Genomic DNA, 24,086 nt, shown 5'->3' with positions numbered 1-24,086 from the left:
GGTCAGTTGGCCAAGCGGGCAGGCGGTCAGGCAAAGCTCTTGCGACGACGCTCGATCTGTGGCGCGTCCTCGACGGCCGGCAGGCTTTGCAGGACTCGGGTTGACGGCAGGATGGCGATCACTTCCGTGCCTTCGCGCAGCTTCGACTTCAGGATGAACTGGCCGTCATGCTTGGCGAGGATGGCCTGCACGATCGGCAGGCCGAGACCGGTTCCCTGTTCGGCGCTCTTGATGGCGATCGAGCCTTGACCGAATGCGGAAAGAACGACCGGGATTTCCTCCTCCGGGATGCCGGGACCATTGTCCTTGATCGAGACATACTGGCCGCCGCCGGCCGTCCAGCCGACCTTGACCATGACATCGCCGCCCTGACTGGTGAATTTTACGGCATTGGAGAGAAGATTGAGCAGCACCTGGCGCATGGATTTTTCATCCACCCAGACCAGCGGCAGTTCCGGTTCGAACTGCTGCTGGATGGTGATGTTTTTCGTGCGGGCGCGCAATTGCACCATGCCGATGCAATCCTCGGCAATTTCCAGAAGCGACATGGCTTCTTCATTCAGGTCATAACGACCGGCCTCGATGCGCGACAGATCGAGAATCTCGTTGATGAGGTTGAGCAGGTGCTCGCCTGAACGATGGATGTCGCCCGCATATTCCTTGTAGGTCGGGTTTGCGAGAGGGCCGAGCACCTCGGAATTCATCACCTCGGAAAAACCGAGAATGGCGTTGAGGGGCGTGCGCAGTTCATGCGACATCGAGGCGAGGAAGCGGGATTTGGCGAGGTTGGCTTCTTCGGCGCGACGGCGTGCCTCGTCCGACATGGAATTGGCGACTTCGAGTTCGGCGATCAGGTCGTCCTTTTCCGACTGGAAGGACAACAATGTGAGGTTGGACTGATAGAGCCGGTTTGAAATGTAGTAGAACAGCACGAGTGCCGTGGCGACCATGGCGGTCAGGCCATAATCCAGCGGGTTCCGGCTGGTGATGGCGATCATCATCAGCATCAGCACTGTCGGGATAAAGCTGAACAGGGCCGCCTGGCGCAGCATGAAGTTCGTCATGGCGGTAATCGAGATCGCCACCAGAAGCGCCGCCACCTTGTAGAAATAGAAACCGTCGGTATTGCCGCAGGCATCACATTTCTGGAGTGCGAACAAAGCCCAGCAGAAACCAAGCGCGATCTGCCCGGCAAGCAGCCATTTGCGCCAGCGCAGGGCTTCCTCGGTGGTGAATTCCGTGCGGGCGACCCGCTTGGCCAGAACGAGGTTCAAGGCGTGCACGGCGAGCGTGAGCATGCCCCATGTCAGCAGTGTGGTGTCCTGATTGATGGCAAGGCCGGCCATGGTTACAAGAACAATCACCACGGGGGTGATCAAGGCGCTTTGCAAAACGGTGCGGACATGCTGCGACAGCATTTCGCGGTCAAAGACGTGGGCGCCCTGAGCGGAATATTGCAGTCTTTCGCGGGTTGCACGCACGGCCTTGGACACAGGTTTGCTGCGGTGGGCGCGCGTGCGGTCCACGATGATCTTGTCCGTCGATGTGCTGACGCTGTTACTCATTGCCCATGGACTGCTGATCCGGATGGTGCGAGCCTAGTAGGAAATTATTAAGAAGGTCCTGATGCGAAAGAATTTGTTTTCCATTTTTCTGAAGCCTCTGTTGGGAATTAGGGCAGAAACGTGATGCGGGCTCAGAGGGGCTTTTATCGCAAACGCGGGCGGATCGGGCGTTTCAAGGATGCAGCCCTTACACTGTGTTTTCTGTTTCTGCTGGTGCTGATCGCGGCACGATTGCAGGGCGGAGCCAGCGACCCGGTGGTGGGGCCGTTCCGCGTGGTGGACGGAGACACGCTTGCGGCCGGAGCCGAGCGCCTGAGGCTTGCCGATATTGATGCGCCGGAACTCGACCAGACTTGTGAGCATGATGGGCAGGAATGGGCTTGCGGGCAGGAAGCGAAAGCGATCTTGCAGCGGCTAATGCAACGGGGCAGTGCTGAATGTCACGGTAGCGAACGGGATCGGTACGGACGTCTCATCGTGAATTGTTTCGTCGATGGTCGCACCGTCGGCGGAGAGATGGTGCGCTCCGGCATGGCGGTAACGACGAGCCTGGTCACCTATCGCCGGGAGCAGGCGGATGCGCAAACGGACGCGAAGGGCATTTGGGCTGGTCCATTCACCCTGCCAGCCGAATGGCGCCGCGAACGCAGGCTGGAGCAGGAAGGTGGTGATTTCCTCTCCGGCATGAAAGATCTATTGTCGCTCGAATGGTTGTGAGTTCTTGTCCGTGATTGAAGCCATGTCCGCAAACAACACCCGCCATGATGAGGCTGTGGCCGATCGGCTGGAACTGCTGCGCCGCTCGATCGCTATTTGTCGCCTCTGTCGAGATGTTCCGGCAGGTGGCGTGGAGCATCGGCTTCCGCATGAGCCGCGGCCGGTCGTTGTTCTCTCATCAAAAGCGAAAATCCTGATCGCGGGACAGGCGCCGGGGCTTCGCGTGCATGAAAGCGGCCTGCCGTTCAACGATGCATCGGGTGACCGTCTGCGTGAATGGCTGGCGGTGAGCCGCGAGGAATTTTACGATCCCGACCGTTTTGCCATCGTACCGATGGGTTTCTGCTTTCCGGGATATGACGAGAAGGGCAGCGACCTGCCGCCACGACGTGAATGCGCGCCGCTCTGGCGGCAGGCCGTGATCGACGCGATGCCGCAGGTCGAACTGATCCTGACGGTCGGCCAATATGCTCAGGCATGGCATATGGGAAAGATGCGGGCAAAAACGATGACCGAGACGGTGAGGGATTGGCGCCGCAGCTATTTTGTCAATGACGGCCCGCGCATTCTGCCTCTGCCACATCCGAGTTGGCGAAACAGCGCATGGTTGAAACGCAATTTGTGGTTTAGCAACGACGTTCTGCCGACACTTCGGCAGGATGTGGACAGACTGTGTTATTGAAAGAATTTTCGGTTACATGTGCTAAAATTCGCGGTATGACGAAAAATAATTTCGAAGGGGAGATTTAATGGACCGTCTTGATCGCAAGATCCTGCGCATCCTGCAGGAGGATTCCACACTGGCTGTTGCCGACCTTGCCAAGAAGGTCGGTCTTTCTACGACGCCTTGCTGGCGGCGTATCCAGAAGATGGAGGAGGATGGCGTCATTCGCCGTCGTGTGGCGCTTCTCGATCCGGCTAAGGTGAACACCAAGGTCACCGTCTTCGTGTCGATCCGCACCGCCAGCCACTCCATCGAATGGCTGAAGCGTTTTTCCGAAGTGGTCGTAGATTTTCCCGAGGTGGTCGAGTTCTACCGCATGAGCGGCGACGTTGATTATCTGCTGCGCGTCGTCGTGCCGGATATCGCTGCCTATGACGCATTCTACAAGCGTCTTATCGCCAAGATCGAAATCCGCGACGTTTCCTCCGTGTTTGCCATGGAGCAGATCAAGTACACGACGGAACTGCCGCTCGACTACATGAGCCTGGATAACCAGAAGTCTCAGGTAGAAGAATAAGGCTGCATGGCCTTTGGGCGTCGGCTAGGGGCCGACGCCATCCAACAACGGGCGCATTGACCCCCGCCTTGTGTTTGCCAAAAAAATTCGACCGATAAACAACTTTCACGGCCACGTTATTGCGCGTTGTCGTTCGATGGCTTGTGTCTAGCTCTGCCGATAGACGGTGCGCGTCGGTTGCGCACCGCCAATTGGTAGGAGTTTTTCATGTCCGTTCGATCCCTGACATCCGCGGTGATGTTTGCCGCATTGGCCTGCACGGCCTTGCCTGCGGTGAGCGCAGCGCAGGAACGCCCGAGCTATGGCCCACGGCTGGAAGGGTTCGAGTATCCGTTCAAGACCGAAGTGCTTAATCTGGATAGCCAGGGCCAGAAGCTTGAAATGGTGTTCATGGATATTGCCGCGGAAAAACCGAATGGCCGGACGGCGGTACTCCTGCACGGCAAGAATTTTTGTGGCGCCACCTGGGAAGGCACGATCAGCCAGTTGAGCAATGCCGGTTACCGGGTGATTGCGCCCGATCAGGTCGGGTTCTGCAAATCGAGCAAGCCGGATAGTTATCAGTTCAGTTTCCATCAACTGGCGGAAAACACCAAGGCGCTGCTGGAAAGCCGCGGCATCGATAAGGCGACGGTGATCGGCCACTCGATGGGCGGCATGTTGGCGACGCGGTTTGCGCTGATGTATCCCGAAACGACCGAAAAGATGGTGTTGGTCAACCCGATCGGGCTTGAGGATTGGAAGGCCAAGGGCGTGCCTTACCAGACGATCGAAGCCGCCTTCGAGGGCGAGAAGAAAACCAGTTTCGACAGTATCAAAACCTATCAGCAGAAATTCTATTACTCAGGCGATTGGAAACCCGACTACGACAAATGGGTGGAAATGGGCGCTGGCATGTATGAAGGCGAGGGCGGGGATCAAGTGGCATGGAACCAGGCGCTGACATCCGACATGGTGTTTACCCAGCCGGTCGTGCATGAATTTGCTCAGGTGAAGGTGCCGACCCTTCTGATGATCGGCATGACCGACAAGACGGCGCCGGGCGCAAACCGCGCGCCGGAAGAGATTGCCGCGACGCTTGGTGACTATACACAACTCGGTAAGGATGCGGCCAAGGCCATCCCGGGTGCAAAGCTGGTGGAGTTCGAGGACCTCGGCCACTCACCGCAGATCCAGGCGCCGGAGCGTTTTCACGAAGCGCTGTTGAAAGGGTTGAATGACGCCTAGAAGTCGGTTTGCGATGGATCGAAGTGGATGGTGATATCCTTCCAGTCTTCGTATGGCAGGCCTGACGTCACCAGTGCGCTATAAGGCGCACATCTAAGGATGGCGCGAACACCGCTCTCTATCGTCATACGCTCATAATCGGAGGCCGGTTCCTTTCCGGCCGTCGGCCGGCTTTTAACAGAGCCGTCAGGGGTGAGCTTGAAACTGACGGAAAATGGGTCGGCTTTTTGCCCTTCCGGCGGTGCGGGCATCGCCCAGCATGATGGGATGGTGGCGGACAGGATCTTGACGATCCTGTCCGCTTTCGTTTCAGCCGATGCCGTCACGGCCATCGCAAAGCTGGCCGCAACAAGAACGATGCCGCGCAAAGGCCACATCACTTCCGTTCCAGCCGCGCCAGCAGCGAGGACGTATCCCAGCGCTTGCCGCCCATGGCCTGCACGTCGCCATAAAACTGGTCGACCAGCGCCGTGATCGGCAGTTTTGCGCCGTTGTTGCGGGCTTCTTCCAGCACGATTCCGAGATCCTTGCGCATCCAGTCGACGGCGAAGCCAAAATCGTATTTTCCTTCGTTCATGGTCTTGTGGCGTGCTTCCATCTGCCAGGAGCCTGCCGCTCCCTTTGAGATGACCTCGACTACCTTTTCGATGTCGAGACCGGCCTGTTTTCCAAAATGGATGGATTCGGCCAGACCCTGAACGATACCTGCGATGCAGATCTGGTTCATCATCTTGGTCAGCTGGCCGGAGCCGACCGGGCCCATGAGGCCGACCATGCGGGCAAACGCGTCGATGACAGGTTTTGCCTTGTCGAAAGTGGCTTGGTCGCCACCGCACATGACCGTCAGAACACCATTTTCAGCACCCGCCTGACCGCCGGAAACCGGGGCATCGATGAAGCCGATATTTTTTTCAGCCGCTGCCGTTGCCAGTTCGCGCGCGACATCGGCGCTGGCCGTGGTGTTGTCGATCAGGATGGCGCCGGGCTTCATGCCGGCGAGCACGCCGGTTTCGCCCAAGGTCACTGAACGCAGGTCATCATCGTTACCGACGCAGGTGAAGACGAAATCGGCATCTTTTGCCGCTTCCGCCGGCGTGGCGCCGGTCTTGCCGCCGAACTTTTTGGCCCAGTCTTCGGCCTTGGCGGCGGTGCGGTTATAGACGGTGACTTCGTGGCCGCCCTTTTCCCTGAGATGCCCTGCCATCGGGAACCCCATGACCCCAAGACCGATGAATGCCACTTTCGCCATGCCAACCTCCAATAAATGCGATGCCTAAGGCTTAGAACAAACGGGGAGCATCGGGAAGCGGGTGAATGCGAAAAATCATTTTGCGCGATGTGGTGTGATTGGCGAGATTAGGAGTTTCGCATTCCGACAACGCTAAAATTGAGAAATGAAAACTCTCAAACCGGGTAATTTTTGAAATGCGCCAATGTCGACCTATTCGATAGAGTATGGGAGCCTTTGACCATGGATGAACCGCCGCCGGTGATTGTTGCCGCGGGGTCGAACAGGGGATGGGTTCCATGGTTACACGCAGACAGACACTCGGGCTGATCGGTGCGGCAGCGGTTTCAACGGTTTTTCCGATCGCGGGCAAGGCAAGTGCGGCGGCGAAGGAATTGCGCATCGGCTGGCAGAAGAACGGTGTGCTGGCGCTGGCGAAAAGCCAAGGCGCGCTGGAAAAACGCTTTGCCGATCGCGGCATCAAGGTGGCGTGGTCGGAATTCACCTCCGGCCCGCCATTGCTGGAGGCGCTCGGGGCCGGTGCGCTGGATTTTGGCCCGACCGGTGATGTGCCGCCGCTGTTTGCGCAGGCCGCGCGGGGCAATCTGCTCTATGTCGGCACCTATCGCGGCAGCGGGCAGGGTTCTGCCATTCTCGTGCACAAGGATAGCCCAATCCGGTCTGTGGCGGACTTGAAGGGCAAGAAGCTGGCCTTCAAACGCGGCTCCAGCGCCCATAACATCACCGTCAAGGTTTTGCGCAAGGGTGGGCTGACGCCGAGCGACGTGACGCAGCTCGATCTTGCACCGCCGGATGCGGCCGCCGCCTTCAAGAACGGTTCGATCGACGCCTGGTCGATCTGGGATCCCTATACGGCGATTGCAGAGGCCGATCCGAACACGCGGGTGCTGACGACGGCGGAAGGCGTGGTCGACAGCTGGAGCTATTTTCTCGGCAATGGCGATTTCGTTGCCGACAATGGCGATCTGATCGTTGAGGTAATCGACGAACTCAAAAAGGTCGGCACCGCCGCGCAGTCCAATTTCGACGAGACGGTGAAGGCGATCGCCTCGATCACCGGCGTGCCGGAGAACGTGACCAAGGTGGTGCTGTCACGCCGTGGCGCCGATCTCGGTGCCGTTTCGACCTTGCCGGATGCGGCGATCCAGTACCAGCAGGCGCTGGCGGACGAATTTTACGATCTCAAGATCATTCCGCGAAAACTCGATATCGCCAGCATCGTCTGGCGCCCGAAAGCCAGCTGAACCCGAAAGAAAGGAGCACCGACATGACGGACACATCCAAACCGATCGATTTTCTGTGGTTCATCCCGACCGGCGGAGACGGTACCTATCTCGGTGGTTCCGAACTGAACCGGCCGCCGGAAAACCGCTATCTGCGCGAACTGGCGCAGACCGTGGACCGGCTCGGTTATTCCGGCGTGCTTTTGCCGACCGGTGTTTCCTGCGAGGAATCCTTTGTGACGGCGGCATCGCTGGCGCCGTTCACGGAAAAGCTGAAATTTCTGGTGGCGATCCGGCCGGGTACGGCGTCGCCGGCCTATTATGCGCGCCTTGCGGCGGCGCTCGACCGGGTGTCGAATGGCAGGCTTCTGCTCAATATCGTGGTGGGCGGCAATCCTTCCGAACTCGCGGGCGACGGCATTTTTCTCGAACATGACGAGCGGTATGCCCATGCCGAAGAGTTCTTCCAGGTTTTCGAGGATCTGGTCACGACGGGTCATGCCGATTTCGAAGGCAGACATATCAAAGCGAAGGGTGCAAAACTCGGTTTCCCGACCATCCAGCAGCCGCGCCCGCCGCTTTATTTCGGCGGTTCATCGGATGCCGGCATCGAGTTTTTTGCAGGCCGCGCCGACAAATATCTGACTTGGGGTGAGCCGCCGGAACAGGTCGAACAGAAGATCAAGGCGGTACGGGCTGCGGCAGAAAAGCAGGGCAGGGATGTTTCTTTCGGCATCCGTCTGCATTTCATCGTCCGCGAGACGGACGAGGAGGCATGGGAGGCGGCCGACAAGCTGATCTCAAAACTCTCCGACGAGACGATCGCCAAGGCGCAGGCGCATTTCGCAACCGAGTCCGACTCGGTCGGGCAGCGGCGCATGGCGGCGCTTCACAATGGCCGTCGCGACAAGCTGGAGGTCTCCCCGAACCTGTGGGCCGGCATCGGGCTTGTACGCTCAGGCGCGGGCACGGCGCTGGTCGGTTCGCCGAAGACCGTGGCGGCGCGCCTTCGCGAATATCAGGAACTCGGTGTCGAGACGGTGATCGGCTCCGGTTATCCGCATCTGGAAGAGGCGTATCGAGTTGCGGAACTGCTGTTCCCTGAACTCGGCATCGTCCGCGAGGAACAGCGGGCCGGTTTCGGCAACGAGTTTGCGGCGGCAAAACCGATATTCGGTGGCGGCGGGCACGCGACCGTGCGTGCCGTTGCGGCATCCTGATAACCGATGGAGGCTTGGCCTATGACGACGATCGATACGTTTTCCGAAGGGCGAAAGCTGCGGCGGGCCACAAGTGGAACGCCCAGAACTTTGACCGAGGGCACGCTGACCGAAGACAAGCCACAGGACTGGCAACAGGCTTCCCAAAACCCTCCCAAGGGCGCGGCGGACGGTGCGCAGGCAAAGGGCGGGAAACCGGCCGGCCTGCACACCATCTCGCGCGGAGCATGGCTGCCTTATCTGGTTCCGGTGGGGCTGGTGCTGGTGTGGCAGATCCTGTCATCGACCGGTCTGATTTCCGATCGCATCATGCCGTCGCCGGTGGCTGTGCTGGCGGCTTTCTGGGAACGGCTGCTGTCCGGCGAACTGGGGCGTGACGTTGCCGTCAGCGGCGCGCGCGCACTGAGCGGCTTGTTGATCGGTGGCTCTATCGGGTTTTTGCTCGGCATCGCCAATGGCGTTTCAAAACTGTCGGAACAGCTGACCGACACGACGCTGCAGATGCTGCGCACCATTCCGCATCTGGCGATGATCCCGCTGGTCATCCTGTGGTTCGGCATCGGCGAGGAGGCAAAACTGTTTCTCACCTCGCTCGGCGTGCTGTTTCCGATCTATCTCAACACCTATCACGGCGTGAAAAACGTCGATCGCGATCTGGTCGAGATGGGCAGGATTTACGGCATGAGCAACTGGTCGCTGTTCCGCAAGGTGATCTTTCCGGGCGCGCTGCCGTCGATCTTTGTCGGCCTTCGGTATGCGCTCGGCATCATGTGGCTGACTTTGATCGTGTCCGAGGCGATCGCCGCCAATTCCGGCATCGGTTACATGGCCAACACCGCCCGCGAGTTCATGATGACCGATGTCGTGGTGCTGGCGCTGGTCATCTATGCGGTGCTCGGCAAGCTCGCCGATGTCGTTGCCCGCGCGCTCGAGCGTTGGGCTCTGTCCTGGAACGCGGCCTATCAGGCTTGAGGAGAAGAGGTGATGCCAGTGAGTTCCTATCTGCTTCCGTCCGCGATGGTGTGGGACGCTTTCGAGCTTCAGGAAAGAGCCTATTTCCCCGACGGCACCGAGGTGAGGCCGATCGCCGAGCCTCCGGTTTTGCCCAAGGCTCCGGCCGGGCTTCGCCTGCGCGGCGTTGAAAAGGCATTTGGAGACAATCGCGTGCTGCGCGGTATCGATCTCGATGTGCCAGCCGGGCAGTTCGTGGCGATCGTCGGCAAGAGCGGTTGCGGCAAGAGCACGCTTCTGCGCCTGCTGGTCGGACTGGATGAGCCGACCGGTGGCGAGATCGATTTCATCGACGATGGCGGTGATCGCGTGGCGCCGGATGCCCGTATCGTCTTTCAGGAGCCACGTCTTTTGCCGTGGTTTTCCGTGGCTGACAATGTTGCCGTGGGCTTGGGCGATGGCGTGCCAAAAGCGTTTGCGCGACGCGAGGCAGAACTGGTGCTGGACGAGGTGCAGCTTTCCGAGAAGGCGAGAGAATGGCCGGCAAAGCTATCGGGTGGACAGCGACAGCGCGTGGCTCTGGCGCGCGCTCTGGTCAGCCGGCCGGGCCTGCTGGCCTTGGATGAACCGCTTGGCGCACTCGATGCCCTGACGCGCATCAGCATGCAGCAATTGCTGACAAGGGTTTGGCGGGAATTGGGTTTTACCGCCGTGCTGGTCACGCATGACGTAACGGAAGCCGTGCATCTGGCCGACCGTGTGATCGTGCTGGACGAGGGTGAGGTAAAACTGGACCTTGCGGTGCCGCGGCCACATCCGCGTCACCATGGAGATCCGGAACTGGCGCTGCTGGAGGGCCAGCTTCTGGCGGCTATCCTCGGCGAAAGCTGAGGATAGCCTACACCTACGTCAGAACGGCTTGATGGCGGCCAAGGCAACGATGATCACCGTCGACAGCAAAATGATCGGCATGCCGGCGCGCACGAAGGCGGGCGGATCGAGTTTCGGGTCCTTGGCCATACGGCGCATCCAGCCCTGCTGCATGCCGTGCAGTGCCGACAGCAGTACCACGAACAGCAGCTTTGCATGCAGCCAGCCATTGCCGGCAAAACCGGTGTAGCCGAAGGCCAGCCACAGGCCAAAAATCCAGACGCCGGCGAGTGCCGTCGTATTGACGATACGGTCGTATTTGCGCAGCACCTCGATGACGCCGGTGCGGATGGCAGGCGGCACCATGCCGATGACAAAAGCGTTCATCAGCATGCCGGCAATCAGCACGAAGTCGCAGATCAGGTGCAGGGCCCTGAGACAGAGATAAAGATCAGGCATGGTCGGTTTCCCAGATAAGGGCCTCGGTGAAGCCGAGTTCGGCAAAATCCTGACGCCTGAGCGCCTGTTCTGCCGGATCGGCGGTAAAAAATTCATCCAGCTGCGGCGGCGCAACCGATGTTCCCGATAACATGGCATGCACCTGGCCGCGATGGTGGATCTGGTGCTGGAAGAGATGCAGCAGCGTACGATCGGCTGTTTCCACTTGAATATGCGTAGGCCGCGGAATGTGGACCTTCGCAGCAAGGCCGCCTTCACCGAGATGTCGACAGTGGTCGATCAGGCGGTGGTCGGCGGCGCGTTGTTCGCGATCAAGTTCGGCAAAGGCCGGAAAGGGAATTTCCGGCTCGAAGGCGGCCGCTCCGATGCAATCGCCTTCGAGCGCGCTGATATAAAGCCAGTCGACGGTGAGGATGTGGTTGAGCGTGTGGATGATCGAGGGAAAGAAGTTTTCACGCTCTGCGGCCAGTTCTTCCGCTGACAATTGCCCGCAGGCCTTCAGCAGTCGGTGATTGGCCCAGGCATTGTTATAGGCCTGGGCGATAAAATAGCGCTGCGCGTCCATCGAACTCCCCCACGCTTACCAATCGCCAGGCACTATAACGTCAGTGTGCCGGATATGCAGGTGGTCACATTGCCGCCCACCCAGATATCGTCACCCATCTTGTCGACATGCACACGGCCGGCGCGACCGAGTGCTGTGCCCTGCGCGGCGACATAGTGCTCCGGCGCAACGCCGGAGCCGATCAGCCACTGCGCCAGCCCGGCATTGAGGCTGCCGGTGACCGGGTCCTCGTAGCCGTTGCGGGTAAAGGCGCGCACTTCGAACTGGGCATCACTGCCATCGAGGTTCGGATCGAACGGGCCGACAAGGCCGACGCGTGTGCCGGCGAGAATGGAATAGTCGGCCTTGGCCGCCAGAACATGCGTGCGCGATGGCAGGAGGACGCCGATCCAGTCAGGACCGTTTTCCACCCAGTTGCTGTCCTTGATCATCGCATCCGGCAGATTGAGGCCGCGCGCGATGCGCTCGACGATCACCGGATCGACCGGGCCGGAGCGCACCAGCGGCGGGGCGGCGAAGGCGAGGCGATCGCCATCGCGACGAATGCGCACGAGGCCGGCACCGCATTCCTGCACCACCTCACCATCCGGAGCATCGATTGCCTGGCTGAGCCAGACATGGGCGCTGCCGAGTGTCGGATGGCCGGCAAAGGGCAGTTCTTGGCTCGGCGTGAAAATGCGGACGCGGTAATGGGCTTCCGGTGTCGTCGGCTTGAGCAGGAAGGTGGTTTCGGACAGGTTTGTCCAGTTGGCGAAGGCCTGCATGTCGGCGTCGGAAAGCGCGTCGGCGCCGATCACGACGGCGAGCGGATTGCCGCGCATGGCTTCAGTGGAAAAGACGTCGACCTGCTGGAAGGAAAATGTGGGCATGGGGATCACTGTGCTTTTTCGGATGGAAACGAGTCGTCCGTCATCCTCGGGCTTGTCCCGAGGATCTGCAACTGCTTGTGATTATTGACGTGATTGGATCCTCGGGACAAGCCCGAGGATGACGCCAGAGTTGATGATGTCAGAGGTGATCAAAGCACCAGACGGAACTTTGCAAAGCCATTTTCGCCATCGCCGGCATCCTCGATCTTGGCGCCCTTGACCGCTGCCGCATATTGGCGGCCCTTTGGTCCGCTTTCAAACACCGCAGTCGTATCGGCCAGAGGCTTGAACGACCAGTTGGCATCCGCCGACGGGTTGATCGTGCCCTGATCGACGATGTAGCGGACGATGACATCCCGGTTGGTGTCGGGAGCAACGAAGATGACCTTGTCACCGGCGATCTCCGGGAACTTGCCCCCGCCACCCGCGCGATAATTGTTGGTGACGACCACGAATTTCTGGGCCGGATCGATCGGCTTGCCATCGAATGACAAATCGACGATGCGGTTGGCATCCTGATTGATCAGCTTGCCGTCCTTGTCGAAACGCACCGGTTGGCTGAGGTCGATCTGGTAGGTGACGCCGTCGATGACGTCGTAATTGTAGGACGGGAAACCGTCATTCAGCAGGACGGCATCCTTGGCGCCGGCCTTGACCTGATTGAACATGCCGGCCGACATTTCCAGCCAGTTCTTTACCTGCGCGCCGGTGATCAGCACGGCCTGCACGGTGTTGGGATAAAGGTAGAGGTCGGCGACGTTCTTGATGGCGATATCGCCAGCTGCGACATCGGTAAAGTAATCCGGACCGCCGCGGCCGCCGGCCTTGAAGGGTGCAGCTGCCGAAAGCACGGGCAGATCCTTGTATTCGCCGTCCTTCAGCATCTGCTTGATGTACCAGGCCTGGGCGTTGGAGACGATCTGCACGGACGGATCGTCGGCAACGAGCGCGAAGTAGGAATAGAGCGGTGCCGACGTCTTGCCGACGGCGCGGCGGACATAGGCGAGCGTGGCGTCGTGGTCGGCTTTCGCGGCGGCCAGAACCTCGGGCTTGTCCTTCACATCGGCAACGATCTTGCGATTGTCGTCGCGGTGATAGATCGGTCGGGCTTCCGAGGTGGAGGAAATGATCTTCCAGCTGCTGCCGTCCTTTTCGAGCAGCAGGTCGATCAGGCCCATATGCGAGCCCCAGAAGCCACCCATCACGGCGGGCTTGCCCATCAGTGTGCCCTTCTTGGCATCGGCGCCGGCAATCCCGTCAAAGTCCTTTGGGCCAGGGAAAACCAGATGCTGGTGGCCGGTGAAGATCGCATCGATGCCTTCGACGCCAGCGAGATACAGCGAGGCGTTTTCCATGCGCTCGCTCTGGCCGGTGCCGTCGATGCCGGAATGGGAAAGCGCGATGACGATATCGGCGCCTTCTTCCTTCATGACCGGCACCCAGGCCTTGGCGGCATCGACGATGTCGCGGGTCTGCGCCTTGCCTTCGAGGTTCTTCGCATCCCAGGTCATGATCTGCGGCGGCACGAAGCCGATGAAGCCGACCTTGATCGGCGAAGTGGCGCCCGAACCGTCACGGATCCGCTTTTCGATGATCACGTAAGGCTTGAACATCAGTTCATCCTTTTTCGGATCGGATGCCAGCATGCCCTTGGTAAGATTCGCGCAGACGAATGGGAAACCGGCGCCGGCGAGAACCTTGTTGAGGAAATCGAGGCCATAGTTGAATTCGTGGTTGCCCATCGTGCCGACATCGTAGCCGAGCACGTTCATGGCGGAGATGACCGGGTGTTTGTCACCTTCCTTCATGCCACGCTCATAGGCGACGTAATCGCCGAGCGGATTGCCCTGCAGAAAATCGCCATTGTCGATCAGCATGGAATTGCCGGCTTCGGCGCGGATACCGTCGATCAGCGAGGCGGTGCGGGCGAGGCCCAGCGTGTCGTTCGGCTTGTCGGCGTAATAGTCATACGGGAAGACGTGCACGTGGATGTCCGTGGTTTCCATGATGCGCAGATGCGCCTGATTGTTGGCGGCGCGGGCGGCGAATGGATGAAGGACAACGAGGGCTGAAGAAGCGGCAAAGCCGCCGAGCAGGGCGCGGCGGCTGATGGGATGAAGACCGGACAAATGCGACATTATAAAATCTCCCCTGTGCTTATCGAGGCAACCTAAGCGCAATTGCATGGGGTTGCATCAGTAAAATGACAGAGGGTTGGATATGTTCGAATGCCGATATTTAGCGTGTCAGAACCGGGCGGATTTCCTGATGGAAGAAACGGAAATAGGACTGGACCTGTGCCGACGCGTTCGAGTTCGGGCGGAAATGGATACCGAGGCGGCCACGATGCGACCATTTCACGGTACCCTCGAGAATACCGAGTTCGTCGGTCTCGATCTTCACCGCGCTGCCGGTAGCCGCGTGGAACGGGCTGCCGAGATCGAGTGCCAGACCCGTGTCGGACAGATCAACGATACGGCCCTTGGCGGCCTGATTGTAATATTTGACGGTCCCGTAAATGCGGGTTTTGCGGCGCTGGGCGCTGCGGGTCTTCATACCAATGACAGCCATGCTGTATCTCTCCATCTTGTCAGAGGAGGTATAGAGATAAGCTGTTGAATTACATTTCATTGCATCTGTAAAATTATAGCAATCCGAATGTAATTCGAGAAGAGGCCAGTCAATTGACTTTCAATGTCGGTCTATACGGCACTGAAAGCAGTTGTTGCGGGCGGAGCGTACATGCACATAGGCGATATCTTCCCGCGCCAGAAGCATTCCCGCGCGATCCGCAATACCGGTGGTCGCGGTGACCGCGCCGCTACCGTAGACGATACGGTCATTCGCGCCATAACCACGAACGATGTAATCCGGACTCTGAAGCATCGGCGGCAATACTTCCGTAGCCTCGTATCGTTTGCAGCTTTTTGCGTGCAGGAATATCGGCCCGGTTTCGGCATAAGGCTGCAGCGACGGGAAGGGGCGGTAGGCGAGGATCAAAAACGCTTCGCCAGCGTCGATATTGTCCAGGCAGTGACGGCAGGGATGGCCGGGGCCGTCAGAGGTGGCGGTTTCGGGCAGGTTGCCATAGGCGTCGGCGCCACCGTTGCGAAGGTGCTCGGCATCGGCGGTCGGCATGGCGGTAAAGGTGATGTGCATGTCTGTCTCCCGTTCGGTTTCGGGAGAGATGAAACGGATGCCGGTCGGCCGCCACCCGTTTCTTGCCTGAGGTGAAAGGACTGCAAATCCTTGCGCCCTGTTTTTAGCGATCAAGCGCCATCAGCAGTTCGGCATCCGACATCGGCGGCACCCAGGCTTCGCTGGTGCCGACCGGCGAGAAGCCCATCATCTGGTAAAGCTGCAATGCGCGCGGATGGTCGAGCGTGTTGGTGTTGACGGTGACCTTTTTCGGATTGTCCTGCCATGCGGCGTAAAGCGCCTGCAGCAGGAACCATTTGCCGATGCCCATGCCGATAGCGCGTTCGAACAGGCCGAAATACGAAAGTTCGACAAGATCGTCATTCAGCTTGTTCAATTCGAAAAAGCCGGCCGGTGCGCCGTTGACGTAAAGCACGGTGACGCTGACTTTGGAACTGTTGAGGATTTCCGACAGTTCCGCATCGCTCATGCGCAGCCGTTCATACCAGTGCCAGCGTTTTCCCACCTGCCGGTAGAGATAACGATAATAGCTGAGCGGCATGTCCTGCACGCTCATCAGCGCCGTCTGTATGTTTGCCGGGATCGGCAGGCTGTTCTTTGGCGCCGCCGTCATTTCCAGGCGGGTGATGTGTGCCTTGAGCGGCTGTGATTCCTTGCGCTCGATCGGCTCGGCCGGACCGGTGACGATATTGGTGTCGCTGCGCGAACCCCATTCCGACCACGATCCATCATAGAGCGAATTGTCGGTATGGCCGAGCGATTCCAGCGCCAGCGTGATGACGGCGGCGGTGACGCCCGAGCCGCAGCTGGTGACGACCGGTTGCGAGAGATCGATTCCGGCCTCATCCATCATGCGCTTCAGCGTCGCGAGATCGTGGAAGTGGCCATTGGCCGACAGGCTTGTGGCGGGCAGGCTGCGGGCGCCGGGCATATGGCCGGAACGCATTCCGGCACGCGGTTCGGCTTCGTCTCCCGTAAAACGGCCGGCACCGCGGGCATCGACCACCTGCCGAACGCGGCTATCGACGACGGCGCGCATTTCCGAAAAGCTCGTGACACGGCGCTGGCGGAAATGCGGGGTAAACGTTGTCGGTACCGGTTCGCCCAAATCGGTTTCGAGCGGGCGGTTTTCCGCCTTCCAGCCGTCGAGGCCGCCATCGAGCACATAGACGTTTTCGGCACCCATGGTTCGCAGCATCCACCACACGCGCGGCGCGGAAAAGAAACCGGGACCGTCGTAAACAACGATCGTGTCGTGTTCGGAAATGCCGAGCTTGCCGATTTCCTCTGCAAAATATTCGGGCGAGGGCAGGCTGTGCGGCAGGCCGGTCGTGTGGTCGGCAATCACGTCCTGGTCGAAAAACACCGCGCCGGGGATGTGGCCGCCGGCATATTCGGCGGCACCATTGCGATTATGCGCAGGCAGATACCAGGCGGCGTCGATAACGCGAAACCCCCTTGTGCCGAGCTGTTTTTCAACCCAGTCAGCGGATACGACGAAACGGCTTTTTGCTCCGCTCATGGCAGTCTCCCTTTGTATGGCAATATCAGAGTAGCGTTCAGGCCGTTTCTTCGGGTGTGCCGAAGCGGATACGGAACCGGCGGTTCTCCTTGCCCTTCTTTTCGATCTTGGAAATGTAGACGGCACCGACTTCCTGCGTTTCCGACACATGTGTGCCGCCGCAAGGCTGGCTGTCGATACTGGAATTTTCACCGATGCAGACGAGGCTGACACGGCCGAGGCCGACCGGCGGGCGCACGTTCTTGGATTTGACCAGATCCGGATTGGCGGCCAGTTCCTCGTCGGTGATCCATTGCAGGTAAACCGGATGATTTTCGTTGACGAGCGCCATCATCCGCTCGGTGGCCGTCGCCTTGTCGAGTGGGTCGGGAATGTCGCTCATGTCGAAATCGATGCGCGATTCATCCTCGCCGACGGCGGCGCCGGTGACCGGGTAAGGGCAGACGACCGACAGAATATGGCAGGCGGTGTGCATGCGCATCAGCTTGTAGCGGCGCGGCCAGTCGATGTGGATCGTCAGCTTTTCGCCCACCAGCGGTGGCTGCTGGCCCTCAGCCGGAACATGCAGAATGATGTCCTTGGTGGCGCCGTTGCGGGTGGTGGCGATCTCGATGCGAGACCCATCGGCACGTTCGAAAAAGCCGATATCACCCGGCTGGCCGCCGGAAGTCGCATAAAAGCAGGTCTGGTCGAGTTCGATCGCACCATCCTCGTGCAGCACGGTGACCGTGCCTTCGGCAGTGGAGAGATAGAAATCGTCGCGGAACAGGAGTGTCGTGGTCATCTGGATCTCAAACAGCTTCGAAGGGAGCGGCGATCTTGCTGGACTTGGCAATCCACTGCGGCACCGGCAGTCCCTTGGATTTGAGAAATTCCGGGTTGAACATTTTTGACTGATAGCGGTTGCCGTAATCGCACAGGATCGTGACGATCGTGTGCCCGGGCCCGAGATCACGCGCGAGATGAACCGCACCAGCGATATTGATGGCGGTGGAGCCACCCAGGCACAGGCCCTCGTTCTCGACCATGTCGAAGACGTAGGGCAGCGCTTCCACATCGCTGATCTTATAGCTGAAATCGGGGGCGAAACCTTCGAGATTGGCGGTGATACGGCCCTGACCGATGCCTTCGGTGATCGAGCTGCCCTCGGACTTCAACTCGCCATTGGCATAATACTCATAAAGAGCGGCGCCATCCGGGTCGGCCAGACCGATCTTGATGGACGCATTGTGGGCGCGAAGACCCTCGGCAGTGCCGGCGAGCGTGCCGCCGGAGCCGACCGAGCAGATGAAACCGTCGATCTTGCCGTCGGTCTGCTGCCAGATTTCCTGCGCGGTGGTTTCCACATGCGACTGGCGATTGGCGACATTGTCGAACTGGTTGGCCCAGATGGCGCCGTTCGGCTCGGTCTTGGCCAGCTGTTCTGCGAGGCGGCCGGAAACTTTGACGTAATTGTTGGGGTTCTTGTAGGGAACCGCCGGCACTTCCACGAGTTCGGCACCCATCAGTTTCAGGGCGTCCTTCTTTTCCTGGCTCTGGGTTTCGGGAATGACGATGACCGTGCGATAACCGAGCGCCTTGGCAACCAGCGTCAGACCGATGCCGGTATTGCCGGCTGTGCCCTCGACGATGACGCCGCCCGGACGCAGCAGGCCACGCTTTTCCGCATCGCGAATGATGTAGAGCGCGGCGCGGTCCTTGACCGACTGTCCCGGATTGAGAAATTCCGCCTTGCCGAGGATTTCACAGCCGGTCGCATCCGAGGCGCCTTTCAGGCGAATCAGGGGAGTGTTGCCGATTACGCTGAGCACCGAGGAATGCGGGGTCATGGAAATGCCTTTTCTTTCACTTAATGGGCGTGCCGTGTATCTACAGACGAAGGCGAGAGTACACGACCTAGTAACCGTCTTGTCTACGGACAATGGCGCAGACGCAAGAAATTCTGTTTCTGGAAATGGGACAGGCTTAATTTCTTCACTACCCCTAATTTTTCAGGACTGGCGGCTTGCCGCAATTACCCCCACATTATGGGGAAATTTCCCCTGTTGCGGAGGCAGGGATACAGGAAGGTTGCGAAGTGATGCAGGCAATGGCCTGGCAGTGTCGGAAATTGTGTGTAGCAAAAGGCATGGATGCCCGCGCGTTTGAGGCCGAAACCGTTGTCGAGGTGGCTCAATGACGGTCGCCATGCTTGACGCATTGATTTCCGAATATGTGGCGGGTGATCTGCCCGAACCCGCGCGTGTGCTGGTAGCGTCTCATATCGAGATGAAACCGTCTTCCGCGATGATGGCCAGAACGCTTGAAGCGTTTGCCGGTGAATCGCTGGAAGCGGCTAAAACACGCGCGCTGGTCAGCGGTGATCGCTGCATGGAAAACATCATGCGGTCACCGTCTCCAGCGCTGCGATTGGTTCAGCCGCGCGAAAAACACCATGTCCTTCCGCAGGCGCTCCGTGATCATCTCGGCTACGATCTTGCAGATGTGCCCTGGAAGACCAAACTGCCGGGTTTGAAGCAGCATATGATCGAGCATGACAAGGATGACGGCTCGGAAATGTCGCTCCTGTGGGCGCGGCCGGGCAGGGCGTTACCGAATCATACCCATGAAGGGCTTGAGCTGACGCTGGTGCTGGATGGTGATTTTCACGATCATCGCGGCACGTTCGGCCGCGGCGATGTGTCGGTGGCGGATGAGGATCTCGATCATCGCCCGGTGGCGGGCATGACAAAACCCTGCCTGTGCCTGTCGGTGCTGTTTGCGCCGATCGTCCTGTCCGGCTCCAAGATGGGCCTGCTCGGCGATATCCTCGGCCTTTGAGCCTTTTCTTTCTCATTGAAAACAAAACACCCCGCCGGCGAACCGGGCGGGGTGTTTTTTTGCCTTGGGAGGCCTTGTTTTATCAGTCTTCCGCGCCGGCGACCTGCGACAGCACTTCACCACGGCCGCGAGCACGCATGATCAGCGGCACGACCAGCGCCAGAACCGCCAGCACGAGCAGCGTCGCGGCAATCGGCGAGCTGACGAGCACGGTGGGGTCGCCCTGGCTGATCGACAGCGCACGGCGCAACTGCTGTTCTGCCATTGGGCCGAGGATGAGGCCGACGACGACGGGTGCGATAGGATACCCCATGACACGCATGACATATCCGAGCAGACCGAAGGCGAGCAGCATGCCGAGTTCGAACACCGACGGGTTGGCGCCGATGGTGCCAAGCGTCGCGAACATCAGGATGCCGGCATAGAGCCAGGGCTTCGGGATGGTCAGCAGGCGCACCCACAGGCCGATCAGCGGCAGGTTCAGAACCAGCAGCATGAAATTGGCGATCAGCAGCGAGGCGATCAGGCCCCAGACGAGCTGCGGATTGGTGGCGAACAGGAGCGGCCCCGGCTGCAGGCCGAACTGCTGGAAGCCGGCGAGCATGATCGCAGCCGTTGCCGTGGTCGGCAGGCCGAGCGTCAGCAACGGTACGAGCGTACCGGCGGCCGAAGCGTTATTGGCGGCTTCCGGCCCCGCAACGCCTTCGATGGCGCCCTTGCCAAACTCTTCCGGGTGTTTGGAGAACTGCTTTTCCGCCGAGTAAGACAGGAAGCTCGACACGTCCGCGCCACCGGCCGGCATGGCGCCGATCGGAAAGCCGATCGCCGTGCCGCGCAGCCAGGGCTTCCACGAGCGAGCCCAATCCTTTTTGGTCATCCACAGCGAACCCTTGACTGCCTCGACCTTTTCAGGCGCGCGGCTGCCCTGAGCGGCAACATAGAGCGTTTCGCCGATGGCGAACATGGCAACGGCCAGCGTCGTCACTTCGATGCCATCGAGCAGATCAGGAATGCCAAAGCTCATGCGCGTCTGGCCGGTCAACTGGTCGATGCCGATGATGGCGAGCGCCAGACCGATAAACAGCGATGTCAGACCACGCAGCGTCGAATCGCCGAAGGCTGCCGATACGGTGACGAAGGCGAGAACCATCAGCGCGAAATATTCGCGGGGGCCGAAGGCGAGCGCGAATTTGACGACGAAGGGAGCGATGAAGGCGAGTGCTATCGTTGCGATCAGGCCGGCAACGAACGATCCGATGGCGGCTGTTGCAAGAGCGGGGCCGCCACGGCCGGCGCGGGCCATCTTGTTGCCCTCGAGCGCGGTGACGATAGACGCACTTTCGCCGGGGGTGTTCAAGAGGATCGACGTGGTCGAGCCGCCATACATGCCGCCGTAATAGATGCCGGCAAACATGATCAGCGAACCGGCCGGATCAAGCTGGTAGGTGACGGGCAGGAGCAGCGCAACCGTCAGCGCCGGGCCGATGCCGGGCAGGACGCCGACCAATGTGCCGAGCGTGACGCCGATCAGGGCGTAGAACAGGTTGATCGGCTGTGCGGCGATCGCAAGACCCTGCAAAAGGAAATCGAAGGTATTCATCGAGGCTTACTTCCTAGAGCATGCCAGGCGCACCGGTTGAGCGGTTCGCGATCACGACATGCGAGAAAACAAAGGCCTAAGGCGTGATGAGCGATGCGGGTGCATCACGCCTTAGAAGAACAGTCGCTCCAGCGGACCGGCCGGAAGCGATAGCTGCAGAAGCTGTGCGAAGGCGATCCAGACGACGAATGCAAGCGCGATGCCTGCGGGGATGGAGATCCAGAGCTTGCGCTTGCCGAAGCCTGCGGCAGTCATGGCGAACAGGATGCCTGTCGCGATCGAGAAGCCGGCAGTCGTCAGAAGCAGCATCTGGGCGGCAAGGCCACCAACGATCCAGATGACGGGCGGGAATTCTTGATGCTCGCGCTCGGGGAAATCGCCACGGAAGGCGGCGACGACCGTCCAGATCGCCAGTCCGACAAGACAGAAGGCAATGACTTCGGGAACGGTTGCCGGACCGATACCGGAATATCCGCCGCTGCTTTCCAGCCTGTTCACATCGAAAAAGATGACGGCGGCGATGGCGGAGAGAACGACGGCCACGGCAAGCGCCGCCCAATCAGGGCGGCGCGCGTGGGTATGGTTGTGGTTACCAGTGGTCATTTAACCAGTCCGATGTCCTTGAGAATGGTTTCGGTTGCGGCAATGTCCTTGGCGAGCTGTTCTTCGAACGGCTTGCCGGCGAGGAACGTGTCCTGCCACTTCTTGGTCGTCAGCGTTTCCTGCCAGGTGGCGGACTTCACCAGCTTTTCAACGTCAGCGGTGATGGCGGCCTTCTGCTCTTCGGAAATGCCTGGAGCAGCGGCAACCATGCGCCAGTTTTCGAGAACAACGTCGAGGCCGGATTCCTTCAGCGTCGGAGCATCTGCACCTTCGATGCGCTCGGCGCTGGAGACGGCGAGAAGACGCAGCGTGCCGGCCTTAACCTGCGGCTCGAATTCGCCGTAAGACGAAATGCCGGCGGTGACCTGGTTGCCGAGGATAGCCGCCAGTGCTTCGCCGCCGCCCGAATAGGCGATGTAGTTGATCTTGGTCGGATCAACGCCGGCTGCCTTGGCGATCAGGCCTGCGCCGATATGGTCGGTGCCGCCGGCAGAACCGCCAGCCCATGAAACCGCGCCCGGATCCTTCTTGAGCATCTCGATCAACTGACCGATGTTCTGGATTTCGGAAGCGGCCGGAACGACGACGGCTTCGTATTCACCGGTGAGGCGTGCAATCGGAGTGATGGCGTCGAGCGTGACCGGAGCCTTGTTGGTGAGGATGGCGCCAACCATGACGTAACCGCCGACGAGCAGCGAGTTCGCGTTGCCCTTCTGCTGGCTGGCGAACTGCGCGAGGCCGATCGTGCCGCCGGCGCCCGGTACGTTGACGACCTGAACCTTACCGGAAATCTTTTCCTTCTGCAGGTCGGCCTGCAGCGAGCGGGCCGTCTGGTCCCAGCCGCCGCCAGGCGCTGCAGGTGCCACGATGGTGTAGTCGGCAGCATAAGCCGGCAGTGCCATTGCACCAGCCATGAACGAGGCGATCAAAAAGTGTTTCAAGTGTCTTCCTCCAAAGGCGCCTTCAGGCGCGGTGTCTTTGCTGGAGACAGGAGGAGCGGTGCCGGGTTTGCCCAGCTTAAAAGTCTCTCTCCCATATCCACCGGTTTCCGCCTCCACGCGTCCACCGATCATTTGTTAAGCCAACATATGAAGCTGACATCTAACTGACACTTCGCCTGTGCTTGGCGTTTGGCAAGTGGAAATAGTGTTTATTGGCGCCTGAGAACGTCGTTCCAGTGCGAAATCAGGCGCGCACGCTTCACTTGATCGAGATAAACCATGAGCCCGAGACTGACAGGGACTGGTTTTAGTTGCCCGCCGAGAATCTTTTGCAGAGCTGTGCCGGTATTGGCGCCGGCAACATCCGGGCTGACGGCGGGGATCTGCACATCGACGGCGAGGATAGTCTGGCCTTCCTTCGACATGAAGAATTCCAGATACTTTCGACCAAGGTCTGGAGAGGCCGCCGCCTGCGGCACGAGGCCGATGCGCGACATCACGACGGTATAATCCTTGGGCAGGAGAATGCCGATATTCGGGTGCCGGCTTGCCCAGTTGGAGGCGTATGAGCCGACAATATTATATCCGAGCACGAAACGGCCATCGGCGACGCGTTCGAGAATGGCCTCGCTGGTGGAATAGAGTTTGACGCCGGCAGCGCCCATGGCCCTGACGACCGACCAGATATCACCGAACTGTTCCTGATCCCGCGACATGAACAGAAACCCGACGCCGGAGCGCTCGATATCATAGGTGCCGATACGGCCGTGGACGGCATCGCCCTGGCTCTGCAGATAGTCGATCAGTTCTGCGCGGGTGGATGGCGGCGGCGTGTCCTTAAAACTTGGCTTGTGATAGACGAAGACGGCCGGCTCGAAGGTGAGCGCATAGACCGTATCGCGCCAGTTTGCCCATTCCGGCCAGCGCTCACTCATCGGCATGTCGCTGACCTGAGCATAACCGTCATTGGCGAGTTTGACCTGAAGATCCATGGCCGAGGAAAAGGCGAAATCGGCGGTTTTCTGGCCGGCATCGGTTTCGTGCACGATACGGTCGTAGATCTCGCCGGTCAGCATTTCCTCGTAGCGGATGGCGATATCCGGGTTGGCCTTCTGGAAACCGGCGATCATCGGCGTCGCCAGCGGCCGGTCGAGCGAGGAGTAGACTTTCAGTTCTCGCGCATCCGCATGGCCGGAGAGGGCAGGAAACAGCGTTTCCTCCGTCGCCGACGCGGCGATGGGACAGAGGAGCGTGAAAAACAGCGGGAGGGTAAAAGCCTTCATCT

General features: G+C 59.8%; 25 protein-coding genes. 9 read left to right on the top strand and 16 right to left on the bottom strand.

Annotated elements, in window-relative coordinates:
• Positions 1-26: 26 nt before the first annotated feature.
• On the bottom strand, positions 27-1,565 hold the full coding sequence (locus GAO09_RS25890) for a sensor histidine kinase (RefSeq protein WP_153359222.1): 1,539 nt from the start codon (positions 1,563-1,565) through the stop codon (positions 27-29).
• A gap of 123 nt (positions 1,566-1,688) precedes the next feature.
• On the opposite strand from GAO09_RS25890, the gene GAO09_RS25885 reads away from it, so the two are divergent.
• The 4 genes from GAO09_RS25885 to GAO09_RS25870 all read left to right on the top strand — a co-directional run bounded on the left by GAO09_RS25885 (position 1,689) and on the right by GAO09_RS25870 (position 4,750).
• Positions 1,689-2,282: a thermonuclease family protein gene (locus GAO09_RS25885; RefSeq protein WP_153359221.1), complete on the top strand. Its 594-nt coding sequence runs from the start codon at positions 1,689-1,691 to the stop codon at positions 2,280-2,282.
• Positions 2,283-2,304: 22 nt separating this feature from the next.
• Positions 2,305-2,964 (top strand): uracil-DNA glycosylase family protein, encoded by a 660-nt coding sequence (locus tag GAO09_RS25880; RefSeq protein ID WP_153359219.1) that lies wholly within the window; start codon positions 2,305-2,307, stop codon positions 2,962-2,964.
• 67 nt (positions 2,965-3,031) lie between these two features.
• A complete protein-coding gene (locus GAO09_RS25875) occupies positions 3,032-3,523 on the top strand; it encodes an Lrp/AsnC family transcriptional regulator (protein ID WP_153359218.1) in 492 nt (163 codons plus the stop codon).
• A gap of 207 nt (positions 3,524-3,730) precedes the next feature.
• Positions 3,731-4,750, top strand: coding sequence for an alpha/beta fold hydrolase (locus tag GAO09_RS25870; protein WP_153359216.1), 1,020 nt, complete (start codon positions 3,731-3,733; stop codon positions 4,748-4,750).
• Here the strand turns inward: GAO09_RS25870 and GAO09_RS25865 are convergent.
• Positions 4,747-5,127, bottom strand: a complete 381-nt coding sequence (locus tag GAO09_RS25865; protein WP_153359214.1) for a cell envelope integrity protein TolA — start codon at positions 5,125-5,127, stop codon at positions 4,747-4,749. The two genes, GAO09_RS25870 and GAO09_RS25865, sit on opposite strands and share 4 nt — an antisense overlap.
• The gene (locus tag GAO09_RS25860) at positions 5,127-5,999 is read right to left on the bottom strand and encodes an NAD(P)-dependent oxidoreductase (RefSeq protein ID WP_153359212.1); all 873 of its coding nucleotides are present in this window, start codon (positions 5,997-5,999) and stop codon (positions 5,127-5,129) included. The genes GAO09_RS25865 and GAO09_RS25860 overlap by 1 nt, the downstream gene beginning before the upstream one ends.
• 278 nt (positions 6,000-6,277) lie before the next feature.
• Here GAO09_RS25860 and GAO09_RS25855 point away from each other — a divergent pair, with 278 nt between their 5' ends.
• Genes GAO09_RS25855 through GAO09_RS25840 form a run of 4 tightly spaced genes read left to right on the top strand, consistent with a single transcriptional unit; the run spans position 6,278 to position 10,284 of the window.
• On the top strand, positions 6,278-7,243 hold the full coding sequence (locus tag GAO09_RS25855; protein WP_153359209.1) for an aliphatic sulfonate ABC transporter substrate-binding protein: 966 nt from the start codon (positions 6,278-6,280) through the stop codon (positions 7,241-7,243).
• A 23-nt stretch (positions 7,244-7,266) separates the two neighbouring features.
• Positions 7,267-8,442 carry an FMNH2-dependent alkanesulfonate monooxygenase gene (ssuD, locus tag GAO09_RS25850; protein ID WP_153359207.1) on the top strand — a complete coding sequence of 392 codons (1,176 nt, stop codon included), beginning with the start codon at positions 7,267-7,269 and terminating at the stop codon, positions 8,440-8,442.
• A 21-nt stretch (positions 8,443-8,463) separates the two neighbouring features.
• Positions 8,464-9,414 carry an ABC transporter permease subunit gene (locus tag GAO09_RS25845; RefSeq protein ID WP_235938470.1) on the top strand — a complete coding sequence of 317 codons (951 nt, stop codon included), beginning with the start codon at positions 8,464-8,466 and terminating at the stop codon, positions 9,412-9,414.
• A 12-nt stretch (positions 9,415-9,426) separates the two neighbouring features.
• A complete protein-coding gene (locus GAO09_RS25840) occupies positions 9,427-10,284 on the top strand; it encodes an ABC transporter ATP-binding protein (protein ID WP_235938468.1) in 858 nt (285 codons plus the stop codon).
• Positions 10,285-10,302: 18 nt separating this feature from the next.
• Here GAO09_RS25840 and GAO09_RS25835 read toward each other — a convergent pair whose 3' ends face one another.
• From GAO09_RS25835 to GAO09_RS25795, 9 genes are all read right to left on the bottom strand, one after another.
• Entirely contained in the window at positions 10,303-10,722 is a 420-nt protein-coding gene (locus GAO09_RS25835; RefSeq protein WP_209018842.1) for a CopD family protein, read from the bottom strand.
• Positions 10,715-11,287 carry a DinB family protein gene (locus GAO09_RS25830; protein ID WP_153359203.1) on the bottom strand — a complete coding sequence of 191 codons (573 nt, stop codon included), beginning with the start codon at positions 11,285-11,287 and terminating at the stop codon, positions 10,715-10,717. The genes GAO09_RS25835 and GAO09_RS25830 overlap by 8 nt, the downstream gene beginning before the upstream one ends.
• Positions 11,288-11,319: 32 nt before the next feature.
• On the bottom strand, positions 11,320-12,156 hold the full coding sequence (locus tag GAO09_RS25825; protein WP_153359201.1) for a PhzF family phenazine biosynthesis protein: 837 nt from the start codon (positions 12,154-12,156) through the stop codon (positions 11,320-11,322).
• A 149-nt stretch (positions 12,157-12,305) separates the two neighbouring features.
• The gene (locus GAO09_RS25820; protein ID WP_153359199.1) at positions 12,306-14,294 is read right to left on the bottom strand and encodes a bifunctional 2',3'-cyclic-nucleotide 2'-phosphodiesterase/3'-nucleotidase; all 1,989 of its coding nucleotides are present in this window, start codon (positions 14,292-14,294) and stop codon (positions 12,306-12,308) included.
• Between the two features lie 100 nt (positions 14,295-14,394).
• Positions 14,395-14,727 carry a PilZ domain-containing protein gene (locus GAO09_RS25815; protein WP_235938466.1) on the bottom strand — a complete coding sequence of 111 codons (333 nt, stop codon included), beginning with the start codon at positions 14,725-14,727 and terminating at the stop codon, positions 14,395-14,397.
• Positions 14,728-14,847: 120 nt separating this feature from the next.
• Positions 14,848-15,315 (bottom strand): DUF1203 domain-containing protein, encoded by a 468-nt coding sequence (locus GAO09_RS25810; RefSeq protein WP_153359195.1) that lies wholly within the window; start codon positions 15,313-15,315, stop codon positions 14,848-14,850.
• A 103-nt stretch (positions 15,316-15,418) separates the two neighbouring features.
• Positions 15,419-16,837: a 3-mercaptopyruvate sulfurtransferase gene (sseA, locus tag GAO09_RS25805; protein WP_153359184.1), complete on the bottom strand. Its 1,419-nt coding sequence runs from the start codon at positions 16,835-16,837 to the stop codon at positions 15,419-15,421.
• 37 nt (positions 16,838-16,874) lie between these two features.
• Entirely contained in the window at positions 16,875-17,621 is a 747-nt protein-coding gene (locus GAO09_RS25800) for an alanyl-tRNA editing protein (RefSeq protein WP_153359182.1), read from the bottom strand.
• Between the two features lie 7 nt (positions 17,622-17,628).
• Positions 17,629-18,666: a cysteine synthase A gene (locus GAO09_RS25795; protein WP_153359180.1), complete on the bottom strand. Its 1,038-nt coding sequence runs from the start codon at positions 18,664-18,666 to the stop codon at positions 17,629-17,631.
• A gap of 358 nt (positions 18,667-19,024) precedes the next feature.
• Here GAO09_RS25795 and GAO09_RS25790 point away from each other — a divergent pair, with 358 nt between their 5' ends.
• Positions 19,025-19,657 carry a ChrR family anti-sigma-E factor gene (locus GAO09_RS25790; protein WP_235938464.1) on the top strand — a complete coding sequence of 211 codons (633 nt, stop codon included), beginning with the start codon at positions 19,025-19,027 and terminating at the stop codon, positions 19,655-19,657.
• A gap of 82 nt (positions 19,658-19,739) precedes the next feature.
• On the opposite strand, the gene GAO09_RS25785 is transcribed toward GAO09_RS25790, so the two are convergent.
• The 4 genes from GAO09_RS25785 to GAO09_RS25770 all read right to left on the bottom strand — a co-directional run bounded on the left by GAO09_RS25785 (position 19,740) and on the right by GAO09_RS25770 (position 24,084).
• Positions 19,740-21,257, bottom strand: coding sequence for a tripartite tricarboxylate transporter permease (locus GAO09_RS25785; protein ID WP_153359177.1), 1,518 nt, complete (start codon positions 21,255-21,257; stop codon positions 19,740-19,742).
• Positions 21,258-21,368: 111 nt separating this feature from the next.
• Positions 21,369-21,860 carry a tripartite tricarboxylate transporter TctB family protein gene (locus GAO09_RS25780; protein WP_153359175.1) on the bottom strand — a complete coding sequence of 164 codons (492 nt, stop codon included), beginning with the start codon at positions 21,858-21,860 and terminating at the stop codon, positions 21,369-21,371.
• Positions 21,857-22,801 (bottom strand): Bug family tripartite tricarboxylate transporter substrate binding protein, encoded by a 945-nt coding sequence (locus tag GAO09_RS25775; protein ID WP_153359173.1) that lies wholly within the window; start codon positions 22,799-22,801, stop codon positions 21,857-21,859. Before GAO09_RS25775 ends, GAO09_RS25780 begins: the two co-directional genes overlap by 4 nt.
• 209 nt (positions 22,802-23,010) lie before the next feature.
• Positions 23,011-24,084: an ABC transporter substrate-binding protein gene (locus tag GAO09_RS25770; RefSeq protein ID WP_153359171.1), complete on the bottom strand. Its 1,074-nt coding sequence runs from the start codon at positions 24,082-24,084 to the stop codon at positions 23,011-23,013.
• Positions 24,085-24,086 lie beyond the last annotated feature (2 nt).

The organism is Endobacterium cereale (assembly GCF_009617585.1).
Classification (GTDB): Bacteria; Pseudomonadota; Alphaproteobacteria; order Rhizobiales; family Rhizobiaceae; genus Neorhizobium; species Neorhizobium cereale.
This window is presented reverse-complemented; position numbering and strand designations above follow the sequence as displayed.